The organism is Kineococcus haloalkalitolerans, from assembly GCF_050871905.1.
GTDB lineage: Bacteria > Actinomycetota > Actinomycetes > Actinomycetales > Kineococcaceae > Kineococcus.
On record NZ_JBJLSH010000036.1, the window covers coordinates 1 to 24,086 of the forward strand.

Below are 24,086 nucleotides of genomic sequence, written 5' to 3' on the forward strand. Positions count from 1 at the left end.
TCCCCGCAGCCTAGCCGGGGTGGTGGCCGGCCGGGAGGCAGCCCGCAGGGCTGCAGCACGTGCGGCGCCCCGGCGCCGCACGCACACCCGCGCGAGGTGGGGGGGGGGTGGGGGGGGGGGGGGCGCGGCCCCCCCGGGCCGCCCCCCGCCACCCGAGCACCACCCCAGCACCACCCCAGCACCACCCCCGCCGGCGACGGCGCCGGCGGGGTCCCCGAGACGGGAGGGACGACGACGTGCTACCCCCAGGACACCTCAGCCGCCGCTCGCTGCTGGCCGCGGGCGCCGGCGGGCTCGCGCTGACGGCTGCCGGCTGCGGCGCCGGGTCCGGCGGCTCCGGACCCGACCCGGTCCGCTTCTTCCAGAACAAGCCCGAGGTCATCGGGTACTTCGGTGACCTCGTCGCCGAGTTCAACGCCTCCCAGGACCGCGTGCGCGCCGTGCACGACTCCTCGCAGACCGCCCTGGTGCCGCAGTTCGTGCGCAACCAGCCGCCGGACCTGGCGGCTTGGAACTACACCCTCGAGGTCGGCAACTACGTCTCCACCGGCGTCCTGACGGACCTGTCGGACCTGCCCGAGGCGCAGCGCGTCGACCCGCAGTACCAGGACCTCGTCGACCAGTTCGCGACCAACGAGGGGCAGACGAACGTCCTGCCCTACTCCGTGGCCTCCGCGGGCGTCATCTACAACGAGGAGATCTTCGAGCGCTTCGACGTCGCCGTGCCGACGACGTGGAGCGAGCTGCTGGCCGCGTGCGAGACGTTCGCCGCGGCCGACGTCACCCCCCTGTACAGCACGTACGCGGAGGTGTGGACGATCCAGCAGGGGCTGTTCGACTACTGCACCGGCAGCGCCCTGGACGTGGCCGGCTTCTTCGCCGACCTGCGCGAGCTCGGGCCCGACGCCGGCCCCGACGCCGAGGTGTCCTTCTCGGAGCAGTTCCGCGAGCCGGTGGAGAAGATGCTGCAGCTGGCGGCGTTCTCCAACCGCGACGCCGCCAGCCGCGACTACGCCGACGGCAACCTGGCCTTCGGCCGCGGCGAGGCCGCCATGTACTTCCAGGGCCCGTGGGCGCTGGGCGAGCTGGAGAAGGTCGACCCCGACCTGCGCTTCGGCACCTTCCCGCTGCCGATGACCGAGGACCCTGCCGAGGCGCGCGCCCGCGTCAACCTCGACCTGGCCCTGTGGATCCCCACGGCCTCGCCGTACCAGGGCGCGGCGCGCGAGATGCTGCAGTGGCTCATGCAGGACGAGGTGATCGCCCGCTACAACGCCGACAACCTCGCCACCTCCCCGCTGCTGGACGCGCAGCCGCTGGAGGACCCGCGCCTGGTCGGCCTGCAGCCCGCGCTCGAGGAGGGCCGCATCTACCAGGGCGCCAACACCTACGTGCCGCTGACCATCCCGCTGGGCAACTACCTGCAGGACGCGGTGCGCTCCGGCGACGCCGCCACGTTCCTGCGCCGCGTCGACGAGGACTGGGCGCGGCTGGCGACGCGCTCGGCCGCCTGAGGCCCGAGGCCTCCCCCACCCCCGTCCACCACGGACCGAAGGAGCCCCCTCGTGGCCACCACCTCCAGCCGGCAGGCGCCCGCCCGCCGGGCGTCCGGCACCGGCCCGGACGGCGCCGCGGGCGACGGCGTCGCCGTCGTCCGCCAGCGCCGCAAGCCGGTCGACCTGACCTTCCACCTCTTCCTGCTGCCCGCGGTCGCCCTGTTCACGGCCTTCATCACCCTGCCCGCCCTGGCGGGCGCGGCGGTCAGCCTCACGAACTACGTCGGCTACGGCGACTGGGAGTTCATCGGGCTGGCCAACTACGCGGTGCTGTTCACCGACCCGAACATCCGTTCCGCGTACGCCTTCACCCTGGGCTTCGCCGTGGTGACCGTCGTGCTCGTCAACGTCGTCGCGCTGGCCCTGGCCCTCGGCCTCAACGCGCGGATCAAGTTCAAGACGGCGCTGCGCGGGGTGTTCTTCATCCCGATGGTCGTCTCCGGCATCGTCATCGCGTTCGTCTTCAACTACCTGCTGTCCTCCTCCGTGCCCGCGATCGCCTCCTCGCTGGGCATCACGGGGCTGGAGGAGAGCATCCTGGCCAACCCGGACCTCGCCTGGCTCGGCGTCGTCCTCGTCACCGCCTGGCAGGCGGTCCCCAGCGCGCTGATCATCTACCTGGCGGGCCTGCTGGCCGTGCCCGAGGAGGTGTACGAGGCCGCCGCCCTGGACGGCGCGAGCGCCTGGCGGCAGTTCGCCTCCATCACGCTGCCGCTCGTCGCCGGCTACGTCGTCATCAACACCGTGCTCGGCTTCAAGAACTTCCTCAACGCCTACGACATCATCGTGGGCCTGACCGACGGCGGTCCCGGCACCGCGACGCGCAGCGTCGCCATGACCATCTTCACCGGTTTCACCAGCGGCGACTACGCCTACCAGATGGCCAACGCGGTCATGTTCTTCGTCGTCACCGTCGTCATCTCCGTCCTGCAGCTGCAGATCATCCGACGTCGAGGGGTGTCGCTCTGATGGCCACCACCGGGTTCACCACCGACCCCGCCACCGTCTCCGCCGCGGCCAGGGGCGCGAAGCCGCGCCGGTCCGTCGAGGTCGTCGGCGACCGCCGCCGCTTCCGCGGCTGGGGGCTGACCGCGCTGCTCGCGCTGGCCTCCCTGACGGTCCTCGTCCCGCTGTACTTCGCCGTCGTCATGGCGTTCAAGACGCCCGAGCAGGCCGTCGCCGGCACGGGCTTCGCCCCGCCGTGGCCGCTGAACTGGGGCAGCTTCGTCGACGCGTGGACGCTGACCGGGTTCGCCCGCGCGTTCGCGGTGTCCGCGGCGATCAGCGCGGCGACGGTCGCGGGCACGCTGCTGCTGGCCTCCTGGGCGTCCTTCGCCATCGCCCGCAACTGGGACCGCCGCCTGTTCCGCTGGTCGTACTTCTACCTGCTGGCGGCGATGTTCATCCCGTTCCCCGTCGTGGCGCTGCCGCAGGTGAAGCTGACGAGCTGGCTGGCGCTGGACAACCCCGGCGGCGTGGCGCTGCTGCACGTGCTGTTCCAGCTGTCCTTCAGCGTGCTGCTGTACTCGGCGTTCCTGCGCTCCATCCCGGCCGAGCTGGAGGAGAGCGCCCGGATGGACGGGGCCAGCACCTGGCAGGTGTTCTGGAAGCTGATCTTCCCGCTGCTGGCGCCCATGAACGCCACCGTCGGCATCTTCGCGTTCCTGGCCAGCTGGAACGACTTCATGATGCCCTCGCTGATCACGGCCGACCAGACGCTGCAGACGATCCCCGTCGTGCAGAAGATCTTCCAGCTGGCGTTCTCCACGGACTACAACGTGGCGTTCGCCTCGTACCTCATGGCGATGGCGCCGACGATCCTCGTCTACGTCTTCGCCCAGCGCTGGGTGATGTCCGGCGTGACCCGCGGCGCCATCAAGTGATGCGGGGCGCCATCAGGTGACCTGCGCGGGGGCGGGGGTCGCGGCGGCGAGCAGCCACGCCGCGATCTCCTCCCCCGCCGCGGCGCCGACGGCCGCGGTCAGCTGCGCCGGCCCGTCCCAGCCGGCCGCGAACAGCTCCCCGTGGCGGGGGCGGCGGGCGGTGCGGGCCGCGCGCAGCAGGTCCACGTCGAGCAGCGAGTCACCCGCGGCGACGAAGCCGTCCGCGCCCAGGCGGGCGGCGACCTCGGCGACCGCGGCGGACTTCGTCAGCGGCCGCGGCACGGCGTACAGCTTGCGGCCCTGCAGGGAGACGGTGTGCCCCCAGCCGTCCAGCAGCGCCGTCAGCTCGCCCAGCCGCGGGCCCTCGAGCTCCTGGCGCTGCCCCTCGCGCAGCACGGCGTAGCAGAACAGCCGGCTCACGGCCCGGACCGCCGGCGCCTCCGAGCCGGGGACGGCGGCGTGCAGGTCGGCGGCCAGCCGGGCCAGCGCCGCGTGCGCGAGCTCGACCGGCGCGCAGCCGGCGAGCGCCGCCTCGACCCGCCGCGCCCAGGCGGCGTCCGGCTCGCCGTCGGCCAGCAGCACCCCGCCGTTGGCGGTCACCGCCCACCGGGGCGCGGGGCCGGGCCAGCGGAGCCGCGCGTACTGCTCGCTCGTGCGGGTCGTGACCGGGACGAAGGCGCCCGTGGCGACCAGCCGGCCCAGCAGCTCCCAGGCGCGCGGCGTCACCCAGGAGATCGTCTCCCCCCGGTACTCCTCGACCGGGACCAGGCCGGCCACGTCGGCGCGCGCCGAGCGGCGGGAGAAGACCAGCGTCTGGTCCAGGTCGCTGGCGGCCAGCAGGCCGCTCACGCGCGCACCGCCCGCCCGTCGGCGCCCGTCGCCCCGCGCGTGTACCGCGGGTGGACGAGGCCGACGGCGCTGTAGGCCAGGCCCGGCACCTCCTCCACCGGCACCCCGCGCTCGGCGGCCAGCAGCCGCACGTGCGCCAGGTCCCCGGGGTGCTCCAGCTCGGCGTCCGGGCGCACCAGCACCCGCCACGGGACCCGCCGCAGCAGCACCCGGGTCGTCTCCCCCACACCGGGCTTGACGAGGTTCACGTCGCCGATCCCGTACGCCGCCGACAGCTCCTCCACGGCCCGCCACCCGGCGAAGGTGGCGGTGCGGTCCCCGGCGCGCACCGTCTCCGCCGCGGCCGGCACCTCCCCGGCGACCTCGCCGAAGCGGGCGGTCACCGCGTCGAGGAAGTCGCCGGACACGTCGTCGGCGGCGAGGTCGCGGTAGTGCTTGGCGCCGTGGAACTGCCACGGCGCCAGCAGCCGGTCGTTGAGGACGGTGCGGCTGACCAGCCCAGAGACCGTGGAGTTCAGGCACGCCGAGGGCACCAGCCAGTCGCCGCGCCCGCCGAACGTGCGCACGCACGCACCGGGGTCGGCCAGCACCGCCAGGTCGTCGGAGAACCCCGCGACCGGCGCGGCCGCGAGCGCCGCGGACAGCTCCCGCGCGATCGCGCCCTTGCCGGTCCAGCCGTCGACGAACACGACCCGCGCCGGGTCGTGGTGCTCGGCCAGCCAGCGCAGCGCGGCGACGTCGACGCCGCGCCCGCGGACGATGGAGACCGCGAAGTGCGGCCAGTCCAGGTGCAGCCGCTGCGCGGCCCACCGGCGCAGCAGGACGCCGACGGGCGTCCCCGCGCGGGCCAGCGAGGCCACCACGACCCGCTCGCCGCGCTCGGCGCGCAGCAGCTCCGCCACCACGCCCACCCCGAGGGCCACGCGGCGGGCCGAGCGGCGCAGCGCCTCCTCGTACAGGGCGCGGTAGGCGGGGCCGGGGCGGTGCTCCACGGGCAGCGACTCGGCGTAGTGCGCGCCGCCGGACTGCACGGCCTCCTCCCGCTCCTCCACCGGCGCCTCCAGGGCCACGCCCGACAGGTCGGTCAGCAGCCAGCCGACCTCGTCGGGGGCGTAGGAGCCGAAGCCCGGCCCCCGCAGCGGCTGCGGCGGGCGCCGCGGCGCGCCGGGGGCGGCGGACGTGGTGGTGCTGGTCACGGTGCGAGCTCCCGGGCGTCGGCGGGCAGGTGGACGAGCAGCAGGTGGTCGGCGAGCGGGCGCAGGGCGGCCAGCGGCCCGCCCGGGGCCAGCAGCGCCGCGCGCGAGGAGGCGGTGTCGGCGACGAGGACGCACGCGCCCCAGCGCCGCGCGCCGGGGACGTTGTGGGCGAAGCGGGGCCCGGGGCCGTCGACGGGACGGTCGGTGCTGGGCAGCGCCAGCGACGTGCGCACGGCGTACCCGGCCTCGTCGACGGCCGGCACGGGTGAGCGCGTCGTGGAGGAGACCAGCACGCGGGTGCCGGGGACGAGGGCGGGCAGCCGGCCGGCGAGGGCGGCGGCGACGCGCTGGGGGGCGTCCAGGAGCTCCTCGGTCGCGAGCACGAGGACCTGCGGCGCGCCGGGTGCCGCGGCGCCCCCGGCCAGCCGCTGCGCCAGCTCCACCGCCAGCCGCCCGGCCACCTCCTCGCACGCGGCCGCCACGCGGTGGGCGTCGGCCGCGGACGTCCCGGCCCGGCCGGTCACCGGCAGGCCGTCCGGCCAGCCGCCGCCCAGGACGGCGACGTCGCCCGGGCCGCCGGGGTCCTCGGGGGTGGACACCGGCGGCGGGGCCGCCGCGGCGGCGAGGGCCGCGCCGCGGGCCAGGACGTCCGCCGGCAGGTGCACGCGCCCGCGGGCCAGCGCCACGACGTCCACGCGGGCGCCCAGCTCGGCGGCCAGGGCGTCCAGCGCGGCGCGGTCCGCGTCCGAGCGCACGTCCAGCAGCCCCGCCACGACGTAGCGGCGGCGGGCGGTGCGCGCGTGCAGGACCCGCAGGGTGTTCGCCACGGTGCGGCCGGTGGACAGCTCGTCGTCGACGAGGACCAGCGGCACGTGCGCGTCGTCGAGGGCGGCCAGCACCTCCGGGTCGGCGGCGAGCACCTGGTGCCCGGTGGCGTGCGAGTGCTCCTCCTCGAACGCGGCCGCGTCCACCGCCCCGGGCACGGACCGGCGGGTGGAGTGCAGGCACGCGCAGCCGAGCGCCTGCGCCACCCCGTGCCCCAGTCCCGTCGCCGTCTCGGCGTAGGCCAGGACGAGGGCGTGCGGCACGCGCGGCGGCGGGTCCAGGACCGTCGCCAGGGCGCTCGCCGCGGCGGCGCCGTCCCCGGCCAGGGCCGCCCGCCACACCGCCGGCGCGGGACCGGGCGCCGGGGTGCCCGGGGCGAGGACGTCGCCCACCAGGTGCCCCAGCCGCAGCGCGGCCGCGCGCACCAGCCGCGGATCGGTGGGCACGTGCTTGCCGAGGACGGTGGAGACCAGCAGGTGCGCGCGGCGGGGGTTGCGGCGCAGCGCCAGGCCGACCAGGTTGTGCGCGCCGAGCCCGTCGGCGCCGCCCGCGTCCTCCAGCCGGACCCCGAGCCGCTGCGCCACCCAGGTCCCGCTCCAGAGCGGCGCCCCGGTGGGCTCGGCCGCGCTCACCCGGCCGCCCGCCCGGCGCGGTGCGCCTCGTCCTGGGCCTGCAGCACGTGCACGTAGGTGACGTCCTCGCGGGCCACGCCGAACGCCCGGGCGCGGGCCAGGACGCGCTCGGCCCACGGCCGGTGCGGACCCGCCTCGTTCATCTTGTTGCGGTAGCTGGAGGCCATCGCCCCGCCACCGGGCGCCCGCACGATGTCGACCGCGTCGCAGAAGTCCTCGTGCGTGACCACCGACAGGGCGTGCACCACCGCCACGTGCGAGGGGTGGATGACCGTCTTGCCCTGCAGGCCGTTGACGCGGTCCAGCTCCAGCTCGCGCACCAGGCCGTCCAGCCCGGCCTCCTCCAGCCGCCGGCGCAGCTGCTCGGCGCCGGACTCCTCGAAGGGCCCGGCGTCCAGCGCGGAGCGCACCACGCGCTCGCCCGAGGTGAAGTGCTCCCACACGGGCGCGGTGATCGGGTACCCGGACCCGTCCGCGCGGCCCAGGACGTTGACGACGTCGCCCAGGACGTCGGCCACGACCCGCACGTCCCACACCGTGCGCCCGCGGGGCCGGCGCAGCCCGTAGGCGGCCGACAGGTCGGTGGCACCGGTGCGCACGGCCAGGACGAGGTCGCGGTTCCCGTCCAGCACGTCGCGCACCGCCAGCAGGGCGGCCTGCCGGGTGTCCAGGTGGGCGATGTCGCGGCTCTCGAGCACGGGCATCGCCCACAGGCGCCGTCCGGCCAGCTCGCCCGCGCGGCGCACCGCGGCCAGCCACCGCTCCGGCTCCGGCTGCCGGGAGCCGCCGAACTTCGGCAGCACGAACCCCAGCAGGCAGTCCAGGCCCTCCCCGCTGCGCTCGACCACCCGCAGCAGCTGCTGCGGGGTGCGGGCGCGCACGAAGAGCATCATCGGCGGCCGCTCGCGCCACTGCGGGGCGCGCGCCAGCCCGGCCAGCTCGCGCACGAGGGTGTCCTCGGCCTCGGCGACGCGGCCGTCGGGCACCGAGTCCTCCAGGCAGGCCACCGCGCTGAGCACCCCGCGGGCGGACAGCCCCAGCAGGTCCCCGGCCAGCCGCTGGCGGGTCGCCGGGCAGTAGAGGGTCGCGCCCAGCGCGACGGCCAGCTCGTCGCGGTCGCCGGCCAGGTCCACCGGCTCCGGCGGGGCGTGGAAGAGCCGCTCGACGGTGCCGGCGTCGAGGGCGGAGAAGTGCCGCACCCTCAGCGCCGGTGGGCGCCGGGACCGGGCGGGGCGGTGGGGGCGGTGCTCACAGGTGCGGCCGCACGGCGGGCAGCAGCTCGCTGAACGTGCGCCCCGAGGCGGTCTGCCCGATCGCCGTCATCGCCCAGCCCCTGCCCTGGCGGGTGAGCTTGGCCATGACCTGCGCGGTGTGCCGGCCGGCGCCGGACAGCTCGTAGCGGGCCAGCTCGACCTCCTGCGGGCCGGCCGCGTCCACCAGGCGGCAGAACGCGTTCTGGATCGAGGAGAAGTCCTGCCCGGTGAAGCTGTTGACGGTGAAGACCACCGACGCGACGGCGGCCGGGACGGCGGACAGGTCCACGACGATCCGCTCGTCGTCGCCCTCGCCGGCGCCGGTCAGGTTGTCGCCCGTGTGCTGCACCGACCCGTCGCGGCTGCGCAGCTGCTGGAACCACACCTGGTCCACCAGCTCCCCGCGCGCGTCGAACAGCAGCGCCGAGGCGTCCAGGTCGACGTCGACGGACTTGCGCCGGCCCAGGAACCCGCGGGCCACCGCGTCCCAGCCCAGCCCCATGAAGACGCGGGTCAGCCGGCCACCGCCGGACTTCTCCAGGCTCAGCGTCTGGCCCTTGCTGAGGCTGACCGCCATCGCTCCTCCTGCGGGTCGTCGTGGTCGTCGTGGTGGTGCCCGTGCGGGTGGTGGGGGCCGCGTCCTGGTCTCGTCCAGGTCACGGCCCCGGGTCAGCTTGCCACCCCCGCGGGCGCGGCCCTCACGACGCGCGGGGGACGGTGCCCGTGGGGTCCCAGTCGAGGTCGAAGCCGTAGGCCGCGGCGACCTCGGCGGCCGGCCCGGTGAACCACTCCGCCTCGCGGCGCACCACCAGGTCGCCGGCCACGTCGTGCACCGACAGCAGGGCGCACGTGCGCGCGCCCGGGGCCGGCTCGCCCGCCCACGCCTGCAGGCGGCTGCCGTCGCGCCGGCGCAGCGTCAGGTGCGGGTCCAGCGCCGCCCAGTCCGGGGCGCCGCGGGTGCCGTGCAGGAACAGGACCACGCGCCGCAGCACGTCCAGGTGGCGGGTGTCGACGAGCAGCTCCTCGCCCTCCTCCTCGGTGCGCGGCCCCAGCCGCAGCACCTGGCGCGTGCCGTACCCGGGGGCGGCGAGCAGCCCGCCGAGGGCCTGCACCGAGCCGCTGTGCCCGTCGCGGGTCTCCCACAGGCAGCCCAGGTGCACGTCGGTGCTGCGGCGCAGCCCGCCGGCGCTGACCTGCGGCGTCCAGCGCAGCGTGATGCGCAGCGTCCCGCCGGTGCGGGCGGCGGCCGGCACGGTGGTCACCGGGGAGTCGCCGTCCAGGACGGTGCGGGCCTCCGCCGCGCGCGCCCGCCCCACCTCGGGCGCCGGCGCCGGGGCGGGCGCCGGCGCCGGGGCGGGCGCCGGCCGGGACGTGGGCCGGGTCGTCGGGGACGGTGCCGGTCGCGGGGCCGGCCGGGCCGCCGGGGGCGCCGGGCGGGCCACCGGCTGGGGCGACGGCTGCGGCTGCGGCGACGGCTGCGGCTGCGGCTGCGGCGACGGCTGCGGCTGCGGCTGCGGCGACGGCTGCGGCGACGGCTGCGGAGGCCGGGGCGCCGCCCGCGGTGCCGGGCGCGGCGGGTGCAGGTGGTCGGCCAGGGTGCGGGCGCTGCGCCGCGGGCCCGGGCGTCCCAGGAAGGTGTGCACCGCCTCGTCCGGCCGCCCGCCGCCCGCCACCCGCGCTCCCCTCGTCGTGCCGCTCCTGGACGGCCTCGCGCCGCCCCGCCCGCCGGTCAGCGGCCGGTGGCCGCCTGCTCGTGCTGCGCGGGCTCCCCGCCCTCCGTCCCGACGTGCGCGTCCTCGGGGTGGCGGCGGTTGTGCACGATCGAGGACACCAGCGCGGAGACGATGAACGCCAGCCCGACCAGGCCCGTGACGACCTCCGGGACCTCCACCTCGATGCTGAGCAGCAGGATGACGGCGAGGGCGCCGATGGCCCACAGGGCGCCGTTCTCCAGGTACGGGTACTGCGCCAGCGTCCCCTCGCGCACCAGGTGCACGGTCATCGAGCGGATGTACATCGCGCCGATGCCCAGGCCGAGGGCGATGACGATGGGGTCGGAGGTGATGGCGAACGCGCCGACGACGCCGTCGAAGGAGAACGACGCGTCCAGGACCTCCAGGTAGAGGAAGAGGAAGAACGCCGCCTTGCCGGTGGCCTTCGCCGCCGCGGTCGGCCGGCTCGTGCCGCCGCGCGCAGGCACGGGCGCCCCGCCGCCGTCCAGCGGCGTCGCCGCCCGCTCGCCCTCCGCGCGCTCACCCGCCGGGGCGTCCTCGTCGTGCCCGGCGTGCTCCTCCACGTTGAACAGCTCGCCCAGGCCGTTGACCAGCAGGTACGTCAGCATGCCGGCCAGGCCCGCGGCCAGGACGGTGCGGCCGTGCTCGGTCGCGAAGGTCTCGGCCACCACGAGCAGGACGGCGGAGGCGACGACCACGTTGACGGCCTGCAGGCGCCCCGCGCGCTCCAGCAGGCGCTCCAGCGGCGCCAGCCAGTGGTGCTCCTTCTCGCCGAACACGAAGCCCAGGAAGAGCATGAGCAGGAACATCCCGCCGAACGCGGCGATCGTCGGGTGCGCCTCGTTGAGCTGGTAGCCGTAGGTGCCGGGTTCCTCCGGGGACCCGCCCGCGAGGGCCAGGCGCACGGTCTCGACCGGGCCGAGGCCCGCGGTGACGCTGACCAGCAGGATCGGGAAGACCAGCCGCATGCCGAAGACGGCGATGACGATGCCGACCGTCAGGAAGATCCGCTGCCAGAACTCGCTCATGCGCTGCAGCACCGTGGCGTTCACGACGGCGTTGTCGAAGGAGAGGCTGACCTCCAGGACGCCGAGGATCGCCACCAGCGCCAGGGCCTGCAGGGCCCCGGTGCCCGAGCCGCTGCCGTACCAGGCGGCGAGCACGAGGCCCACCGCGGTGACGCCGAAGGACCAGCCGTAGGTCTTGAGGATCACGCGCCTGCTCTTCCCAGGTGTACCGGTGCCCGCGGACGCGGGCGACGAGGCAGCTTGGCAGCCGGTCGGAAGCACGGCCAGCCGGCGTCCACCCGTGCGGGGTGGGGCGCGGGGCGAGCGGAGCGGGTGGTGCGAGCGGGACGCGCGCGGCACCGTCGCCGGTGCCGCGCGCGCCTCACGCGCCGCGGGTGCTCAGACGCTGACGCCGAAGTCCGTGGCGATGCCGCGCAGGCCCGAGGCGTAGCCCTGGCCGACGGCGCGGAACTTCCAGTCCGCGCCGTTGCGGTACAGCTCGCCGAAGACCATGGCGGTCTCGGTGGAGGCGTCCTCGGACAGGTCGTAGCGGGCGACCTCCGTGCCGCCGTCGGCGTTCACCACGCGGATGAAGGCGTTGCGGACCTGGCCGAAGGACTGCTTGCGGGTGTCGGCGTCGTAGATGGCGACCGTGAAGACGACCTTGTCGATCTCGGCGGGGATCCCGGACAGGTCCACGTTGATCTTCTCGTCGTCGCCGTCGCCCTCACCGGTGCGGTTGTCGCCGGTGTGCTCGACCGAGCCCTCGGGGCTCTTGAGCTGGTTGAAGAAGACGAAGTAGCCGTCGTTGGGGACCTTGCCGTCGGGTCCGACCATGATGGCCTGCGCGTCGAGGTCGAACTCGGCGCCGGTGAAGCTGTTCGCGTCCCAGCCGAGCCCGACGACGGCGCGGGTCATGCCCGGCGCCTCCTTGGTGAGGGAGACGTTGCCGCCCTTGCTGAGGCTGACGCCCATGGTGTCGCTCCGTCCTGGTGGTCGCCCACCGTCGTGTCCGTCCTGCGCCGGCCCGGGAGCCGACGTCCGTGCTGTCGAACGCGCGCCGCGGGCGGTGAGTGCCGCCCGGCGGCTGCGCGTTGCCGGGAGGCTGCGCCCCGCGGGTCAGTCCCGCGAGCCGGAGAACAGGCCCCCCAGCGCGCCGGTGCCCTGCTGGTCGGGCTTCCGGCTGTTCTTGGCGAGCGCCTTGGCGAAGGCCTCGATGGTCACCGACTGCAGGATGACGCGCCCGTTCCCGCGCAGCGTGGCCAGGGTCAGGCCCTCGCCGCCGAAGACGGCGCTCATCACGCCCTGGCGGTTGAGCCGGCCGACGGTCTCCACGCCGTAGGTGATGCGGTCGTCCCAGGCGACGACGCAGCCGGTGTCGACGCGCAGCGTGCCGCCGTAGTCGGCGGGGTTGATGTCGATGAAGTCGCCCGCGCCGGCCAGCAGCAGGGAGCCGCGGCCGGTGAACTTCTCCAGGACGAAGCCCTCCCCGCCCATGAGGCCCTGCCCGAGCCCGCTGAAGGCGACGTCGAAGTGCACGCCCGCCTCGGCCGCGACGAAGGCGTCCTTCTCCGCGAACCACGTGGTGGCGCCGTCGAGCTCCAGGTGGCGCATCTCGCCGGGCAGCACGCCGGCCAGGCCCAGCAGCCCGTCGCCGCCGGGGGTGGAGAAGTGCTGGAAGGCGAACGACTCCCCGGCGAGCATCCGCTTGCCGGCGCCCACGGCGTCGCGCAGCAGCCCGCCCAGGCCGCCGCCGGGCCCGGCGGCGGTCCCGGCGTGGGGGTCGGCGGGCGCGGACAGCTTGGTCTCCATCCGCACGTCGCCGGAGGAGAAGAGGAACTTGCCCGCCTCGCAGTAGACGACCTGGCCGGGGCGCAGCGAGACGACGGCCATCTGGGTGGTCGTGCCGACGAGCTGGACGTCGAGGGTCACGGGGTGTCCTCCGGGAGGTGGCCCGCGGGGCGGGCGGTGCGGGACGGGCGGGGACGAGGTGGTGCCGGCCGGGCGCCGGCGGGCGGCTCAGAGGTCCAGGTCGCTGCGGCGGAACTTCGCCTCGAGGAAGCGGCTCTGCTGCACCTGGCGGTCCACGTCGCGGTCGTGGACGGCGTCGCGCAGCTGCAGGGCGCCGGTGTGCAGCAGCTCCAGCTGCTTGCGCAGCTCGTCGGCCGGGGTGGTCCCGGCCGCCGTGCGGTGCTCGCGGGCGTAGTCGGCCGGCAGGACGAGGAAGTCCTCCACCGTGCGGGGCAGGTGCTCGCGGGCGATGGCCTCCAGGTCGTGGCGCACCTCGACGGGGGCTCCGCGGGTGCGCAGGGCCACCAGCAGGGGCGTGAGGACGCCCTCCACGCGGCGGAACAGGTCGAGCTCGGGCTCCTCGAAGCGCTCGCGGGCGGCCTGGACGCGCTGGACGACGCGCTCCAGGGAGCGCTCGGCCTCCGACGTGGGAGGCGGCGGCGGGGGCCCGGCGACCGGCCGGGCGGGCGGGGGCGGCTGGACGCGCGGCCCGCCCGGCGGCGGGCCCGGGGGGGCGCCGCCGCCCGGGTGCGGGGGCGGGCCGGTGCGGCCCTGGGCGCGCAGCCGGTTCAGCTCCCGCTTGCGGCGCTTGCGCAGGGCGCGGGCGTGCTCGTCGAAGGAGGCCGTCGCCACGATCCACAGGATCATCAGCGGCAGGGCGGCGGCGGGGGCGCCGATCGCGAAGAGCACGATCCACACGGCCAGCCAGGTGCCGCGCACGGCGCCGAGGACGGGGGCCGGCACGAAGCCGAGGCGGGGCAGGTTCACCCCGGCCGGCTTGAGGGTCCGCTCGTCCAGGACCACCCAGTCCTCGCCCCAGGAGGCCATCGGTCCCGGCCGGCGCACCTGCGGGGCGGGCGGCGGGGGCGGCGGCAGCTCGAGGGCGGCGGGGTGCGGGCGGTGCGCGGGCGGCCGCTGGCCCCGCAGGACCAGGCGGGCGTTGAGCGCCTCCTGCACCTGCGCCTGCACCCGCTCCTGCAGGCTGAAAGCGTCGTGGACCTGCGACTGGACCTGCGCGTGGACGCGGTCGTGCAGGCGGCCGCGGCGGCCGGGCAGCTCCTCCTGCAGCTGGTTGCGCAGCGGCCGGGCGACGACGTCGTGGGGGGCGGCGGGGGCGGCCGGGGGCGGCAGGTCCACGGGCACGGCGGTGGGCACGGCGGTGGGCTCAGCGGTGGGCGCGGCGCCCGCGACGGGCTCCTGCGGGTCCTCCCCCGCTCCCGGCTTGATGAGGTCGACGGCCACGGTGCACCCCCTCGGATCGGTGGCGGGTCTCGACTACAGGTCGAGGTCGGAACGGCGGAACTTGGCGTCCAGGAAGCGGCCCTGCACGGCCAGCTGCTGCGCGTCGTGGTCGTAGACCGCGCTGCGCAGCTGCAGCGCTCCCTCGTGCAGCAGCCCGAGCTGGGTCAGGAGCTCCTGAGCCGGCGTCGCGCCGGTCGCGCCGCGGTGGGTGCGCGCGTAGTCGTCGGGCAGGTCCAGGTAGCGGTCGACCGCCGCGGGCAGGTACTCCCCGACGATCGTCTCCAGGTGGTGCAGCTCCTCGGCCTCCACACCGCGCTTGGCGACGTGGGCGACGACGGGGCGCAGCACGTCCTCGATCTCGCGGACCTTGGGCACCGCCCCGTCCGGCAGGCGACCGCCCGCGGCGTTGACGCGGCGCACCAGCGCGCGCAGCTGCTCGCCGACGACCGCGACCGGGTCGCTCGGGGCGAGCGGCGCGGCTGGCTCCGGCGGCCCCTGGAGGACCGGCTGGTCCGTGAAGGCCGCCTTGATGCGCAACCACCGGGAGTTCGCCATGACCGAGTGCACCAGCCCCAGACCCCACAGGCCCAGCAGCCCGAGGGCGCCGAGCAGGTTCAGCAGCAACGGGTCGGTGAGCAGGAGCGACAGCGCCCCGCCCGCGCCGACGAAGTAGCCCGCGGAGGCGGCCACCCACTGCGGCCGCCGGGCGCGCAGGCCCATGTAGAGGAACGCCAGCCAGGGCAGCCCGACCGCCGGCAGCGCCAGCCACCAGGAGTTCGCCGCGCGCCAGGCGCGGCTGCGCAGCCGGCGCGAGACGACCTCGGGCGGGGCCTGCGCCGCGCCGCGGGAGGTCCGCCGCACGGGGCGCGCGCCGGTGGGCGCGACCTCGCGCCGCTGGCCGCGCAACCCCCGGGGCGCCGGGCCCGGCGTCCGCTCGCTCACGGCCTGCTCACCGACCCCCCTCGAGGGCCGGACCCGCCTGCTCGCCGTTGCGGGCGCGCTCCAGGTAGGAGCGGGAGCGGTGCACCTGGCCCTCCAGCGCGTCGACGGTCGTGGCCATGCTCACGACGGCCTGCTGCTTGAAGGTGTCGATGGCGTCCATCGTCGCGAACACGTTGTCGAACGCCTTCTGCAGCGTCTCCACCGACACGGTGGCGCTGGCGGCCTGCTCGTGGATCTGCCCGGTCTGCTGCCGCAGCATCTCCGAGGTCGACAGGATCATCTGGTTCGTCGTCGTGTTCAGCGCGTTGATCTGGTCCAGGACCAGCTTCTGGTTGGCCAGCGCCTGGGCGACGACCACCGCCGTGCGCAGCGCCGAGACCGTCGTCGTGCGCGCGCGGTCGACGCCCTTGATGAGCTCGATGTTGTTCTTGCGCACCAGGTCCAGCGCCAGGTACCCCTGCACGCTGACCGCCAGCTGGGTCAGCAGGTCCTGGTGGCGCTGGCGGATCGGGAACAGCGCGTCGGAGGTGAGGGCCTCGGCGGCCTGCGGGTCGCTGCCGCGCAGCTGCTCGACCTTGGCGACGGTGGCGGCGTCCAGGGACTTGGCCAGGGTCGCGTACTCGGTGAGCTTGCCCATCGTGGCCCACAGGTTCTGCTTCTCCGCCTCGATGGAGGCGTTGTCCTTGCGCAGCTCGTCCTGCCCGGAGGCCAGGGCCTTGATGATGGCGTCGAGCTGGGACTGGGCGTCGGCGTAGCGCTCGAAGTAGCGCTGCACCTTGTTGCCGAAGGGGATGACGCCCAGCAGCCGGCGCGGGCCCTTCAGGTCGGCGCGGCCCGGGTCCAGCTCGGTGACCGTGCGGCGCAGGTCCAGCAGCGTGTTGGCGACCTTGACCTGCGCGTCGGCGCCCGGGCCGGAGGCCTTCTGGCCCTTGGCGCCGGCCAGCGAGGACGCGGGGCGCTCGAGCATCCGGTTGGACACCTGCGCCGAGGCGCGCACCTCCTGCTCGCCCATCCGCACGATGTCGTCGACCTTCTTGGCGAACGCCGGCGAGCGCGGGTCCTGGGCGGCGAGGTCCTCCACGAACGCCTGCGCCTTGCGGGCCAGCTCGGTGCGCGTGGCCTCGTCCAGCGGGATCATGCTCTCGGCCTGGTCGTCGGCGACGACGGGCACGGGAGCGGGCGGCGTCAGCTGCAGGTCGGTCGCGGGCGGGGCCGCGGGAGCCGACGGCGGGCTCAGCGGCTTGCTCAGGTCCAGCGACTCCGACATGTGTCTCCCCCGGTCCTCTCGACTGCCCCGCCCGCCGCGGTGCTGCGGCGGCCGGCGCCCTGCTGCCCCGGGTCGCCCCGGGCTGCCCGGCCATCGTAGGTCGCGACCCCGTCACGGGGCCGGGCGACGGCCGGCGCCCGGTCGATCATCGCCCGGCCGGGCCCCGGCGGTCATCCACCGCACGTCGTACCCGGGCCTGCCCCGGGCGGCGGAGCGCGGACGCCCGTCGTCCGTCGAACGCGGGGGACCGCCCCCGAGTGCCCTCAGGGGTCCCGGCGGCTCAGCGGTCGTCCTCCTCGGCGTCCTCGCGGTCCCACGCCTCGGTGCGCGCGCGGGCCGTCTCCAGCGCCCGCGCGGCCTCCTCGCGGGTGGCGTAGGGGCCCATGAGGTGCTGCTGCTGGCTCTTGCCGCGCTCCTCCTCCACCTGGCCGGTGTCGACGTTGAAGTAGAACGGTCCCTGGCTCATGCGGGCATCCTGCGCCGCCGGGCCACCGGGCGCACGCCCCGCGCGCGCCCCGCGGTCCGGGGGCCGGGCGCGGGCGACGACCTAGGATCCGGGCATGACCCCCGGTGCTCCCCCGGCCGCGCTCGTCCCCGGCACCGTCGGCCCCCGCCGGTCCGTGCCCGCCTCGATCCCGCGCCCGGAGTACGTGGACCGCCCCGCGCCCGCGCCGTGGACCGGGCCCGACGTCGTGGACGCCGAGGGCGTCGAGCGGATCCGGCGCAGCAGCCGGCTCGCGGCCCGCGCGCTGGCCGAGGTGGGCCGGCACGTGGCCCCGGGCGTCACGACCGACGAGCTGGACCGCGTGGGCCACGAGTACCTCCTCGACCACGGCGCCTACCCGTCCACGCTGGGCTACCGCGGCTTCCCGAAGTCGCTGTGCACCAGCGTCAACGAGGTCGTCTGCCACGGGATCCCCGACTCCACGGTGCTGCGCGAGGGCGACGTCGTGAACGTCGACGTCACGGCGTACCTGGACGGGATGCACGGCGACACCAACGCCACCTTCTGCGTCGGCGAGGTGGACGAGGAGTCCCGCCTGCTCGTCGAGCGCACCCGCGAGGCCACCCGCCGGGGCATCGCGGCCGTCGCGCCCGGACGCGCGATCAACGTCGTGGGCCGCGTCATCGAGGCGTACGCCCGGCGGTTCGGCTACGGGGTGGTGCGCGACTTCACCGGCCACGGCGTCGGGCCGGCGTTCCACACCGGCCTCGTGGTCCCGCACTACGACGCGGCGCCCGAGCACGGCACGCTGATGGAGCCGGGCATGGTCTTCACCGTGGAGCCGATGCTCACCCTGGGCACGCACGAGTGGGACCTGTGGGAGGACGGCTGGACGGCCGTCACCCGGGACCGCTCGCGCACCGCGCAGTTCGAGCACACCCTCGTCGTCACCGGGACCGGCGCCGAGGTGCTGACCGTCCCCTGAGGCTCCTCCGGGGCACCCCGGCCGGACCCCGGGGGGACCCCGGTCTGACCCCGGTCTGACCCCGGTCTGACCCCGGTCGGACCCCGGGAGCCCTGGCGGTGGACCGGCGCCGGTGGCAGCGTCGCGGCCAGCGGCGGGGACCGGCCGGGTCCCCGCCACCGACCGAGGGAGGACCCCCGTGGCCGCTGGAACGAGCCTGTCCCGTCCGCAGCAGGGCAAGGTGGTCGCCGGCGTGTGCGCCGGGCTGGCACGCCGGTTCGGCTGGTCGCCGACCGTCGTGCGGGCGCTGTTCATCGCCTCGCTGCTGCTGCCCGGCACGCAGGTGGTCGTCTACCTGGTCCTGTGGGCGATCATGCCGAAGGACCCCGGCTGAGGACGCGGGGCGCGCTCGGCAGGAGGCGGGCCGCGCCCCTAGAGTCGGCGACCGTGACCCGCGACGACGCCACCCCCGCCAGCACCCCCACCGACGAGCCCGTCCTGGCGCCCGCCGCCGCCACCGGCGGCGGCTTCGCGCTCGGGGTGGACGTGGGCGGCTCGGGCATCAAGGCCGCCCCGGTGGACCTGGCGGCGGGCGCCTTCGCCGCCGAGCGGGTGCGCGTGGAGACCCCGCAGCCGTCCACCCCGGCCGCCGTCGCCGCGGTCGTGGCCGACCTGCTGGCCCGCTTCCCGGAGCACGCCGACGCGCCCGTCGGCGTGACCTTCCCCGCCGTCATCCAGCACGGCATCGCGCGCAGCGCGGCGAACGTGGACCGTTCGTGGATCGGCACCGACGCCGAGTCGCTGTTCTCCGAGGCCGCCGGGCGGCCCGTCGTCGTCGTCAACGACGCCGACGCGGCCGGGTACGCCGAGACGGCGTTCGGCGCCGCCAAGGGCGTGCACGGCGTCGTCCTGGTCACCACCCTGGGCACGGGCATCGGCAGCGCCCTCGTCGTCGACGGCACCCTGGTGCCCAACACCGAGCTGGGGCACCTGGAGATCGGCGGGCACGACGCGGAGAAGAAGGCCGCCGACTCCGCCCGCGAGCGCGACGACCTGTCCTGGTCGCAGTGGGCCAAGCGCCTGCAGCGCTACTACTCCCACGTCGAGGACCTGCTGTGGCCGGACCTCATCGTCGTGGGCGGCGGGGTGTCCAAGAAGCACGAGAAGTTCCTGCCGCTGCTGGACCTGCGCACCCCGATCGTGCCGGCGCAGCTGCGCAACGACGCCGGCATCATCGGCGCGGCGTGCCTGGCGGCGGCCGCCGCGCGCTCCCCGCGCTAGGTCCCCGCTGTCCGCGGCACCGGGCCCGGCGCTAGGTTCGCGGCATGACGCAGGACGCGACGACGCGCTTCGGCCTGTTCGTGCCCCAGGGCTGGCGGCACGACCTCGTGGGACTGGACCCCGCCGAGCACTGGGCGGCGATGAGCGGGCTCGCCCGCCGCGCCGACGAGGGCGGCCTGTGGGAGTCGGTCTGGGTGTACGACCACTTCCACACCGTCCCCGAGCCGACCGACCAGGCCACCCACGAGGCGTGGACCCTCATGGCCATGCTGGGCGCCGCCACCCGCCGCGTGCGGCTGGGGCAGATGTGCACGTGCATGGCCTACCGCAACCCCGCCTACCTGGCGAAGGTCGCCGCCACCATCGACGTCCTGACCGGCGGTCGCGTCGAGATGGGCATCGGGGCCGGCTGGTACGAGCACGAGTGGCGCGCCTACGGCTACGGGTTCCCCCCGGCCGGTGAACGGCTGGCCGCCCTCGACGAGGGCGTGCAGGTGATGGCGCAGGCGTGGCGCGACGGCGTGTCGACGTTCTCGGGCGAGCACTACCGCACCGACGGCGCGATCGTGCGGCCGCTGCCCGCGCAGGAGGGCGGCATCCCGCTGTGGATCGCCGGCGGCGGGGAGCGCAAGACGCTGCGCACGGCCGCGAAGTACGCGCAGTACACGAACTTCGACGGGACGCTGGAGGTGTTCCGGCACAAGTCCGAGGTGCTCTTCGCCCACTGCGCGGACGTCGGGCGCGACCCGGCCGAGATCGTCCGCTCGGCCAACTACAACGTGGCGGTCGGCCGCGACGAGGCGGAGGTCGCCGAGCGCGTGGCGGCCCGCCGCGCCCAGCTGGAGCCGCACGTGTCCGCCGCGGCCGTGGAGCGCGAGATGCAGTCCCTGGCACCGGACCTGCCGGCGGTGGGCACGCCCGAGCAGATCGTCGAGAAGCTGCGCCCCGTCGTCGAGGCCGGCATGACCTACCCGATCTTCTACTTCCCCGAGGCCGCCACCGACACCAGCGGGATCGAGCTGTTCGAGCGGGAGGTCCTGCCCGCCCTGCGCGACCTGGGCTGACGGCCCCGCGCCCCACCGGCCGTGAAGATCGCGAGATCTTCACGGCCGGAGGGGGTCGACGCGGCGGGTGCTGTCGGGGGACGGTGAACCGGACACCGTCGTCCACCCCAGGAGCGCCGCGCCGTGCCCGCCACGCCCACCCCTGTCCCCGAGGACCCCGCCGGACCGTCCGAGCCGGAGTCCTGGTCGCTGAAGCTGGCGCTGGCGGAGGCGATCGTCCCCCTGGTGGGGCGCCTGCACCGCGACCGCGGCGTCACCGCGACCGTCCACGGCCGCAGCCTCGTCGGCAAGTCGGTCGTCGGCATCGTCAAGGCCCACCGCTTCGCCCGGCGGGTCGACGACGCCGAGCTGCCGCTGGAGCGGACCCTGTCGCTGCTGCACCTGCTGTGCGGCCTGGACCTGCGCCCGGCCGTGGTGGACGTCGCCCGCCTGGGCGCGCGCGGCGCGGGGGCGACGCTGGAGGAGCGCGTGCGCGCCGATCTCGCGCCGGTGCTGGGGCTGCGGGGGCAGCGGCCGTGCGGCCAGCGCGACGTCGTCCTGTACGGCTTCGGGCGCATCGGGCGGCTCGTGGCGCGGATCCTGCTGGAGCACGGCGACCACCCGCACGGGCTCCGGCTGCGCGCGGTGGTGGTCCGCCGCGGCGGTGCCGACGACCTCGTCAAGCGCGCGAGCCTGCTGCGCCGCGACTCGGTGCACGGCAAGTTCCCCGGCACCATCACCGTCGACGAGGAGCGCGAGACCATCACCGCCAACGGGGTGGTGGTGCAGGTGCTGCGCTCGGACGACCCGGGCGCGGTCGACTACGCCGCGCACGGGATCCGCGACGCCCTCGTGATCGACAGCACGGGGAAGTGGCGCGACGCGGCCGGGCTGGCCCGGCACCTGCGCAGCCCCGGGGCGGGACGGGTCCTGCTGACGGCCCCCGGGAAGGGGACGGTCAAGAACGTCGTGCACGGCCTCAACGAGGACGTGCTGGACGAGCGCGACCGGATCGCCTCGGCCGCCAGCTGCACGACCAACGCCGTCAGCCCGGTGCTGAAGGTGCTCGACGACCGCTTCGGCGTGGTGCACGGCCACGTGGAGACCGTGCACAGCTTCACCAACGACCAGAACCTCATCGACAACCTCCACAGCGGGGACCGGCGCGGCCGCTCCGCCGTCCTCAACATGGTGATCACCGAGACGGGGGCCGCCAGGGCGGTGGGGAAGGCCGTGCCGCAGCTGGCGGGCAAGCTGACGGGCAACGCGATCCGCGTGCCCACGCCGGACGTGTCGCTGGCGATCCTGCACCTGCAGCTGTCGCGGGAGGTGACCGGCGAGGAGGTCAACGCCTTCCTGCGCGGGGTGTCGCTGTCCTCGCCGCTGCAGGACCAGGTCGACTACGTCGACTCCCCCGAGGTGGTCTCCTCCGACTTCGTCGGCACGCGCACCACGGGCGTGGTCGACGGCCGCGCGACCATCGCCGACGGCCGGCACCTGGTGGTCTACGTCTGGTACGACAACGAGCGCGGCTACTCCGAGCAGGTGGTCCGGGTGGCCGAGGTGATGCAGGGCGTGCGCCGGCCCGTCCTGCCGCCGCTGGCGCCGGTCGTGCTCGACGTGCGCGAGGCGGAGTCGGGGGCCGCGCCGGGGGCTTCGCCGGCGGTGCCGGTGGTGGGGGCGCCCGTGCCCGGCCGCTGAGCGCCGCATCACCCGTTCGCCGCAACCCGTCACCGATCCGGACCACCGGGAGTGCCTGCGGTGCCACAGTGAGTGACGTCCCGACACTCCTGGAGGTCCCCCGATGCGCCGTGCCCTCGCCGCCGCGCTGCTGTCCGTGCTGCCCCTCGGCGCCCTGGGCGCCTCGGCGGCCCCCGCGAGCGCCGCACCGGCGGCGGGCGGGGGCCTGGTGCTGCGCAGCGCCGCGGTGACCACGACCGCCCCGGCCAGCACCCGGCCGCTGGACGAGGACTGCTGGCGCGGGCGCAGCGGCGCGCTGTGCGGCTACGGCGTGGTCGACGTCGTCCTCGGCGGGTTCGGCGCTTCGGGCGGCGTGCCCGACTGCTCGCCGTGGACCGAGGGCTGCGAGGAGCCGGTCGCCTCCCTGGTCGAGGCGGCGGGCACGCGCGTCGACGTGCTCGTGCGCTGCGAGGGTTCCTGGCTGCCGCGGCTGCGCTCGGTGCCGGTGACCACGGGGCCGAGCTCGCTGGTGCGCTCGGCGGACGTGACTCCGCTGACGCGCCTGGACGCCGACAGCGCGCGCCTGCAGGTGTCGTTCCCCTTCCCCGCCCCGGCCCAGCTGGGTTGCGGCGCCCGCCCGGTGCACGTGCTGGCCGCCGCGGCCCGCTCGGTGACGGTCGGCTGGGCCGGCACCCGGCCCGGGGTGCCGGCCGGGACGGCACGGGTACCGGGCGCGCACCGCTTCGCCCTGGGAGGCTGACCCGGCTACCCTGCGGTTGCACGTTCAACAACACCCCGACGCAGGAGGCACCGTGAGCGTGAAGCTCGCCATCGTCTACTACTCCGCCACCGGCACCGTGCGGGCCATGGCCCAGCGCGCCGCCGCCGCCGGCGAGGCCGCCGGCGCCGAGGTGCGGCTGCGCCAGGTCGCGCGCCAGACCACCGAGGGCGAGCGCCAGGCCAGCGAGGCGCAGGCCGCGCACAGCGCGGAGGCGACCGAGCCGGCCGCGACCGCCGAGGACGTCGTGTGGGCCGACGCGGTCCTCTTCGGCTCCCCCACCCGCTACGGCAACATCGCCGGGCAGCTGAAGACGTTCCTCGACTCCCTCGGCCCGCAGTGGGCGCAGGGCCAGCTGGCCGACAAGGTCTACGCCGGCTTCACCGCCAGCCAGACCGCCCACGGCGGCCAGGAGACGACCCTCATCGCGCTCTACAACACGATCTACCACTTCGGCGGGATCATCGTCCCGCCCGGCTACACCGACGGCCTGAAGTTCGTCGACGGCAACCCCTACGGCGTCTCGCACGTCACGGGCGCCAACAACGACCAGCCGCTGGGCGAGGCCGAGCTGGCCGCGCTGGACCACCTGGCCCAGCGCGTGGTCACGATCGCCGGGCGCCTGAACTCCTGATCCCCCGGCCGGGGGCGCTCCGGGAGGAACCCGGCGCGCCCCCGTGCCAGGCTCTCGGCCATGGCAGTCGTGAAGATCAACGCGATCGAGGTCCCCGAGGGCGGCGGCGCGGAGCTGGAGCGCCGCTTCGCCCACCGGATGGGGGCCGTGGAGGGCACGCCGGGATTCCTCGGCTTCGAGCTGCTGCGCCCCGTGGCCGGGGAGACGCGCTACTTCGTCTACACCCGCTGGGAGACCGAGGACGCCTTCGAGGCGTGGTCATCCGGCGGGGCGCGGGCCGCGCACGCCGGCGAGCGGGCGCAGCCGGTGGCCACCGGCGCCAGCCTGCTGGAGTTCGAGGTCGTGCTCTCGGTCGAGCCGGCGATGGTGTTCCAGGGCCCCGACGAGACGTGAGCCCCCGCCCGTGAGCCGTCGCGCCGCCCGCGCTCAGCGCGGGCGGCGCACCCGCACCGGCCCCCTCGCCGTGGAGGGGTCCACGACCCGCCCGTCCTGCACCAGCTGTGCCCGGCCGGCCGCGACGAGGCGCCGGGCCGCGGCCCGCGCCGGTTCCAGCAGCGGGCGCCACTCCTGCCCGCCCACGGCGCGCGCGACCTCCTCGGGCGTGACGCCGCCCCGCCCGCCCGCGTCGAGCGCCTCCTCCAGCACCCGTTCCAGCTCGGCGTCCACGCGGGCACCGGCCCCGCGGGCACGGCGCCGGCAGGCGTCGGAGCAGTAGCGCACCGCGTCCCAGTCGCGCTCCCACTTCCTGCGCCACGTGATCGTGCGCCCGCAGACCGCGCAGTCCTTCTCGGGCGGGCGGACGGAGGCGCGGGAGGGCGCGTCGGCGGAGCGGCGGGGCACCGCACGAGCGTGCCCCCTCGCGCCGG

At 76.0% G+C, this 24,086-nt stretch carries 23 protein-coding genes and 1 pseudogene; 11 read left to right on the forward strand and 13 right to left on the reverse strand.

What is annotated here, in order from left to right; translation table 11 throughout:
- The first annotated feature begins 236 nt into the window (after positions 1-236).
- Genes ACRYMY_RS14125 through ACRYMY_RS14135 form a run of 3 tightly spaced genes read left to right on the forward strand, consistent with a single transcriptional unit; the run spans position 237 to position 3,439 of the window.
- Positions 237-1,514 carry an ABC transporter substrate-binding protein gene (locus ACRYMY_RS14125; protein ID WP_432547896.1) on the forward strand — a complete coding sequence of 426 codons (1,278 nt, stop codon included), beginning with the start codon at positions 237-239 and terminating at the stop codon, positions 1,512-1,514.
- 51 nt (positions 1,515-1,565) lie between these two features.
- The gene (locus ACRYMY_RS14130; RefSeq protein ID WP_432547897.1) at positions 1,566-2,525 is read left to right on the forward strand and encodes a carbohydrate ABC transporter permease; all 960 of its coding nucleotides are present in this window, start codon (positions 1,566-1,568) and stop codon (positions 2,523-2,525) included.
- The gene (locus ACRYMY_RS14135; RefSeq protein WP_432547898.1) at positions 2,525-3,439 is read left to right on the forward strand and encodes a carbohydrate ABC transporter permease; all 915 of its coding nucleotides are present in this window, start codon (positions 2,525-2,527) and stop codon (positions 3,437-3,439) included. The genes ACRYMY_RS14130 and ACRYMY_RS14135 overlap by 1 nt, the downstream gene beginning before the upstream one ends.
- Positions 3,440-3,451: 12 nt before the next feature.
- On the opposite strand, the gene ACRYMY_RS14140 is transcribed toward ACRYMY_RS14135, so the two are convergent.
- From ACRYMY_RS14140 to ACRYMY_RS14195, 12 genes and pseudogenes are all read right to left on the reverse strand, one after another.
- A complete protein-coding gene (locus tag ACRYMY_RS14140) occupies positions 3,452-4,288 on the reverse strand; it encodes an HAD family hydrolase (RefSeq protein ID WP_432547899.1) in 837 nt (278 codons plus the stop codon).
- A pseudogene (locus tag ACRYMY_RS14145) lies at positions 4,285-6,941 on the reverse strand (phosphoribosyltransferase domain-containing protein). The gene ACRYMY_RS14140 and the pseudogene ACRYMY_RS14145 overlap by 4 nt, the downstream one beginning before the upstream one ends.
- Positions 6,938-8,140: an HpcH/HpaI aldolase/citrate lyase family protein gene (locus ACRYMY_RS14150; RefSeq protein WP_432547900.1), complete on the reverse strand. Its 1,203-nt coding sequence runs from the start codon at positions 8,138-8,140 to the stop codon at positions 6,938-6,940. The pseudogene ACRYMY_RS14145 and the gene ACRYMY_RS14150 overlap by 4 nt, the downstream one beginning before the upstream one ends.
- Positions 8,141-8,189: 49 nt before the next feature.
- Positions 8,190-8,771, reverse strand: a complete 582-nt coding sequence (locus ACRYMY_RS14155; protein ID WP_432547901.1) for a TerD family protein — start codon at positions 8,769-8,771, stop codon at positions 8,190-8,192.
- A gap of 121 nt (positions 8,772-8,892) precedes the next feature.
- Positions 8,893-9,456: a hypothetical protein gene (locus tag ACRYMY_RS14160; protein WP_432547902.1), complete on the reverse strand. Its 564-nt coding sequence runs from the start codon at positions 9,454-9,456 to the stop codon at positions 8,893-8,895.
- A gap of 467 nt (positions 9,457-9,923) precedes the next feature.
- Positions 9,924-11,141 (reverse strand): DUF475 domain-containing protein, encoded by a 1,218-nt coding sequence (locus ACRYMY_RS14165; protein ID WP_432547903.1) that lies wholly within the window; start codon positions 11,139-11,141, stop codon positions 9,924-9,926.
- 192 nt (positions 11,142-11,333) lie between these two features.
- The gene (locus ACRYMY_RS14170; protein ID WP_432547904.1) at positions 11,334-11,909 is read right to left on the reverse strand and encodes a TerD family protein; all 576 of its coding nucleotides are present in this window, start codon (positions 11,907-11,909) and stop codon (positions 11,334-11,336) included.
- A 144-nt stretch (positions 11,910-12,053) separates the two neighbouring features.
- The gene (locus ACRYMY_RS14175; protein ID WP_369054724.1) at positions 12,054-12,866 is read right to left on the reverse strand and encodes an AIM24 family protein; all 813 of its coding nucleotides are present in this window, start codon (positions 12,864-12,866) and stop codon (positions 12,054-12,056) included.
- 87 nt (positions 12,867-12,953) lie between these two features.
- Positions 12,954-14,186: a hypothetical protein gene (locus ACRYMY_RS14180; protein ID WP_432547905.1), complete on the reverse strand. Its 1,233-nt coding sequence runs from the start codon at positions 14,184-14,186 to the stop codon at positions 12,954-12,956.
- Positions 14,187-14,219: 33 nt separating this feature from the next.
- Positions 14,220-15,128: a hypothetical protein gene (locus tag ACRYMY_RS14185; protein ID WP_432547906.1), complete on the reverse strand. Its 909-nt coding sequence runs from the start codon at positions 15,126-15,128 to the stop codon at positions 14,220-14,222.
- 7 nt (positions 15,129-15,135) lie between these two features.
- The gene (locus ACRYMY_RS14190) at positions 15,136-16,395 is read right to left on the reverse strand and encodes a toxic anion resistance protein (RefSeq protein WP_369070125.1); all 1,260 of its coding nucleotides are present in this window, start codon (positions 16,393-16,395) and stop codon (positions 15,136-15,138) included.
- A 280-nt stretch (positions 16,396-16,675) separates the two neighbouring features.
- Positions 16,676-16,861, reverse strand: coding sequence for a hypothetical protein (locus ACRYMY_RS14195; protein WP_369054719.1), 186 nt, complete (start codon positions 16,859-16,861; stop codon positions 16,676-16,678).
- 94 nt (positions 16,862-16,955) lie between these two features.
- Here ACRYMY_RS14195 and map point away from each other — a divergent pair, with 94 nt between their 5' ends.
- From map to ACRYMY_RS14235, 8 genes are all read left to right on the forward strand, one after another.
- Complete coding sequence (gene map, locus ACRYMY_RS14200) at positions 16,956-17,825, forward strand: type I methionyl aminopeptidase (protein WP_432547907.1); 870 nt, start codon at positions 16,956-16,958, stop codon at positions 17,823-17,825.
- A 178-nt stretch (positions 17,826-18,003) separates the two neighbouring features.
- Positions 18,004-18,198, forward strand: coding sequence for a PspC domain-containing protein (locus ACRYMY_RS14205; RefSeq protein WP_432547908.1), 195 nt, complete (start codon positions 18,004-18,006; stop codon positions 18,196-18,198).
- Positions 18,199-18,302: 104 nt separating this feature from the next.
- Positions 18,303-19,085: a polyphosphate--glucose phosphotransferase gene (gene ppgK / locus ACRYMY_RS14210; protein WP_432547929.1), complete on the forward strand. Its 783-nt coding sequence runs from the start codon at positions 18,303-18,305 to the stop codon at positions 19,083-19,085.
- Positions 19,086-19,129: 44 nt separating this feature from the next.
- Positions 19,130-20,149 (forward strand): LLM class F420-dependent oxidoreductase, encoded by a 1,020-nt coding sequence (locus tag ACRYMY_RS14215; RefSeq protein ID WP_432547909.1) that lies wholly within the window; start codon positions 19,130-19,132, stop codon positions 20,147-20,149.
- Between the two features lie 189 nt (positions 20,150-20,338).
- Positions 20,339-21,829 carry a glyceraldehyde-3-phosphate dehydrogenase gene (locus tag ACRYMY_RS14220; RefSeq protein ID WP_432547930.1) on the forward strand — a complete coding sequence of 497 codons (1,491 nt, stop codon included), beginning with the start codon at positions 20,339-20,341 and terminating at the stop codon, positions 21,827-21,829.
- 103 nt (positions 21,830-21,932) lie between these two features.
- Entirely contained in the window at positions 21,933-22,568 is a 636-nt protein-coding gene (locus ACRYMY_RS14225) for a hypothetical protein (protein WP_432547910.1), read from the forward strand.
- Positions 22,569-22,674: 106 nt separating this feature from the next.
- Positions 22,675-23,220: an NAD(P)H-dependent oxidoreductase gene (locus ACRYMY_RS14230; protein WP_432547931.1), complete on the forward strand. Its 546-nt coding sequence runs from the start codon at positions 22,675-22,677 to the stop codon at positions 23,218-23,220.
- 60 nt (positions 23,221-23,280) lie between these two features.
- Positions 23,281-23,613, forward strand: coding sequence for an antibiotic biosynthesis monooxygenase family protein (locus ACRYMY_RS14235; protein ID WP_432547911.1), 333 nt, complete (start codon positions 23,281-23,283; stop codon positions 23,611-23,613).
- Positions 23,614-23,646: 33 nt separating this feature from the next.
- Here ACRYMY_RS14235 and ACRYMY_RS14240 read toward each other — a convergent pair whose 3' ends face one another.
- A complete protein-coding gene (locus ACRYMY_RS14240; RefSeq protein WP_432547912.1) occupies positions 23,647-24,060 on the reverse strand; it encodes a DUF3253 domain-containing protein in 414 nt (137 codons plus the stop codon).
- Positions 24,061-24,086: the final 26 nt, after the last annotated feature.

Excerpts from the sequence above, each read along its gene's own strand:
- ACRYMY_RS14135 (WP_432547898.1), top strand. The coding sequence starts at position 2,525 with ATGGCCACCACCGGGTTCACCACCGACCCCGCCACCGTCTCCGCCGCG.
- ACRYMY_RS14155 (WP_432547901.1), bottom strand. The coding sequence starts at position 8,771 with ATGGCGGTCAGCCTCAGCAAGGGCCAGACGCTGAGCCTGGAGAAGTCC.
- ACRYMY_RS14170 (WP_432547904.1), bottom strand. The coding sequence starts at position 11,909 with ATGGGCGTCAGCCTCAGCAAGGGCGGCAACGTCTCCCTCACCAAGGAG.
- ACRYMY_RS14190 (WP_369070125.1), bottom strand. The coding sequence starts at position 16,395 with ATGTCGGAGTCGCTGGACCTGAGCAAGCCGCTGAGCCCGCCGTCGGCT.
- ACRYMY_RS14195 (WP_369054719.1), bottom strand. The coding sequence starts at position 16,861 with ATGAGCCAGGGACCGTTCTACTTCAACGTCGACACCGGCCAGGTGGAG.
- map (WP_432547907.1), top strand. The coding sequence starts at position 16,956 with ATGACCCCCGGTGCTCCCCCGGCCGCGCTCGTCCCCGGCACCGTCGGC.
- ACRYMY_RS14215 (WP_432547909.1), top strand. The coding sequence starts at position 19,130 with ATGACGCAGGACGCGACGACGCGCTTCGGCCTGTTCGTGCCCCAGGGC.
- ACRYMY_RS14225 (WP_432547910.1), top strand. The coding sequence starts at position 21,933 with ATGCGCCGTGCCCTCGCCGCCGCGCTGCTGTCCGTGCTGCCCCTCGGC.
- ACRYMY_RS14230 (WP_432547931.1), top strand. The coding sequence starts at position 22,675 with ATGGCCCAGCGCGCCGCCGCCGCCGGCGAGGCCGCCGGCGCCGAGGTG.
- ACRYMY_RS14235 (WP_432547911.1), top strand. The coding sequence starts at position 23,281 with ATGGCAGTCGTGAAGATCAACGCGATCGAGGTCCCCGAGGGCGGCGGC.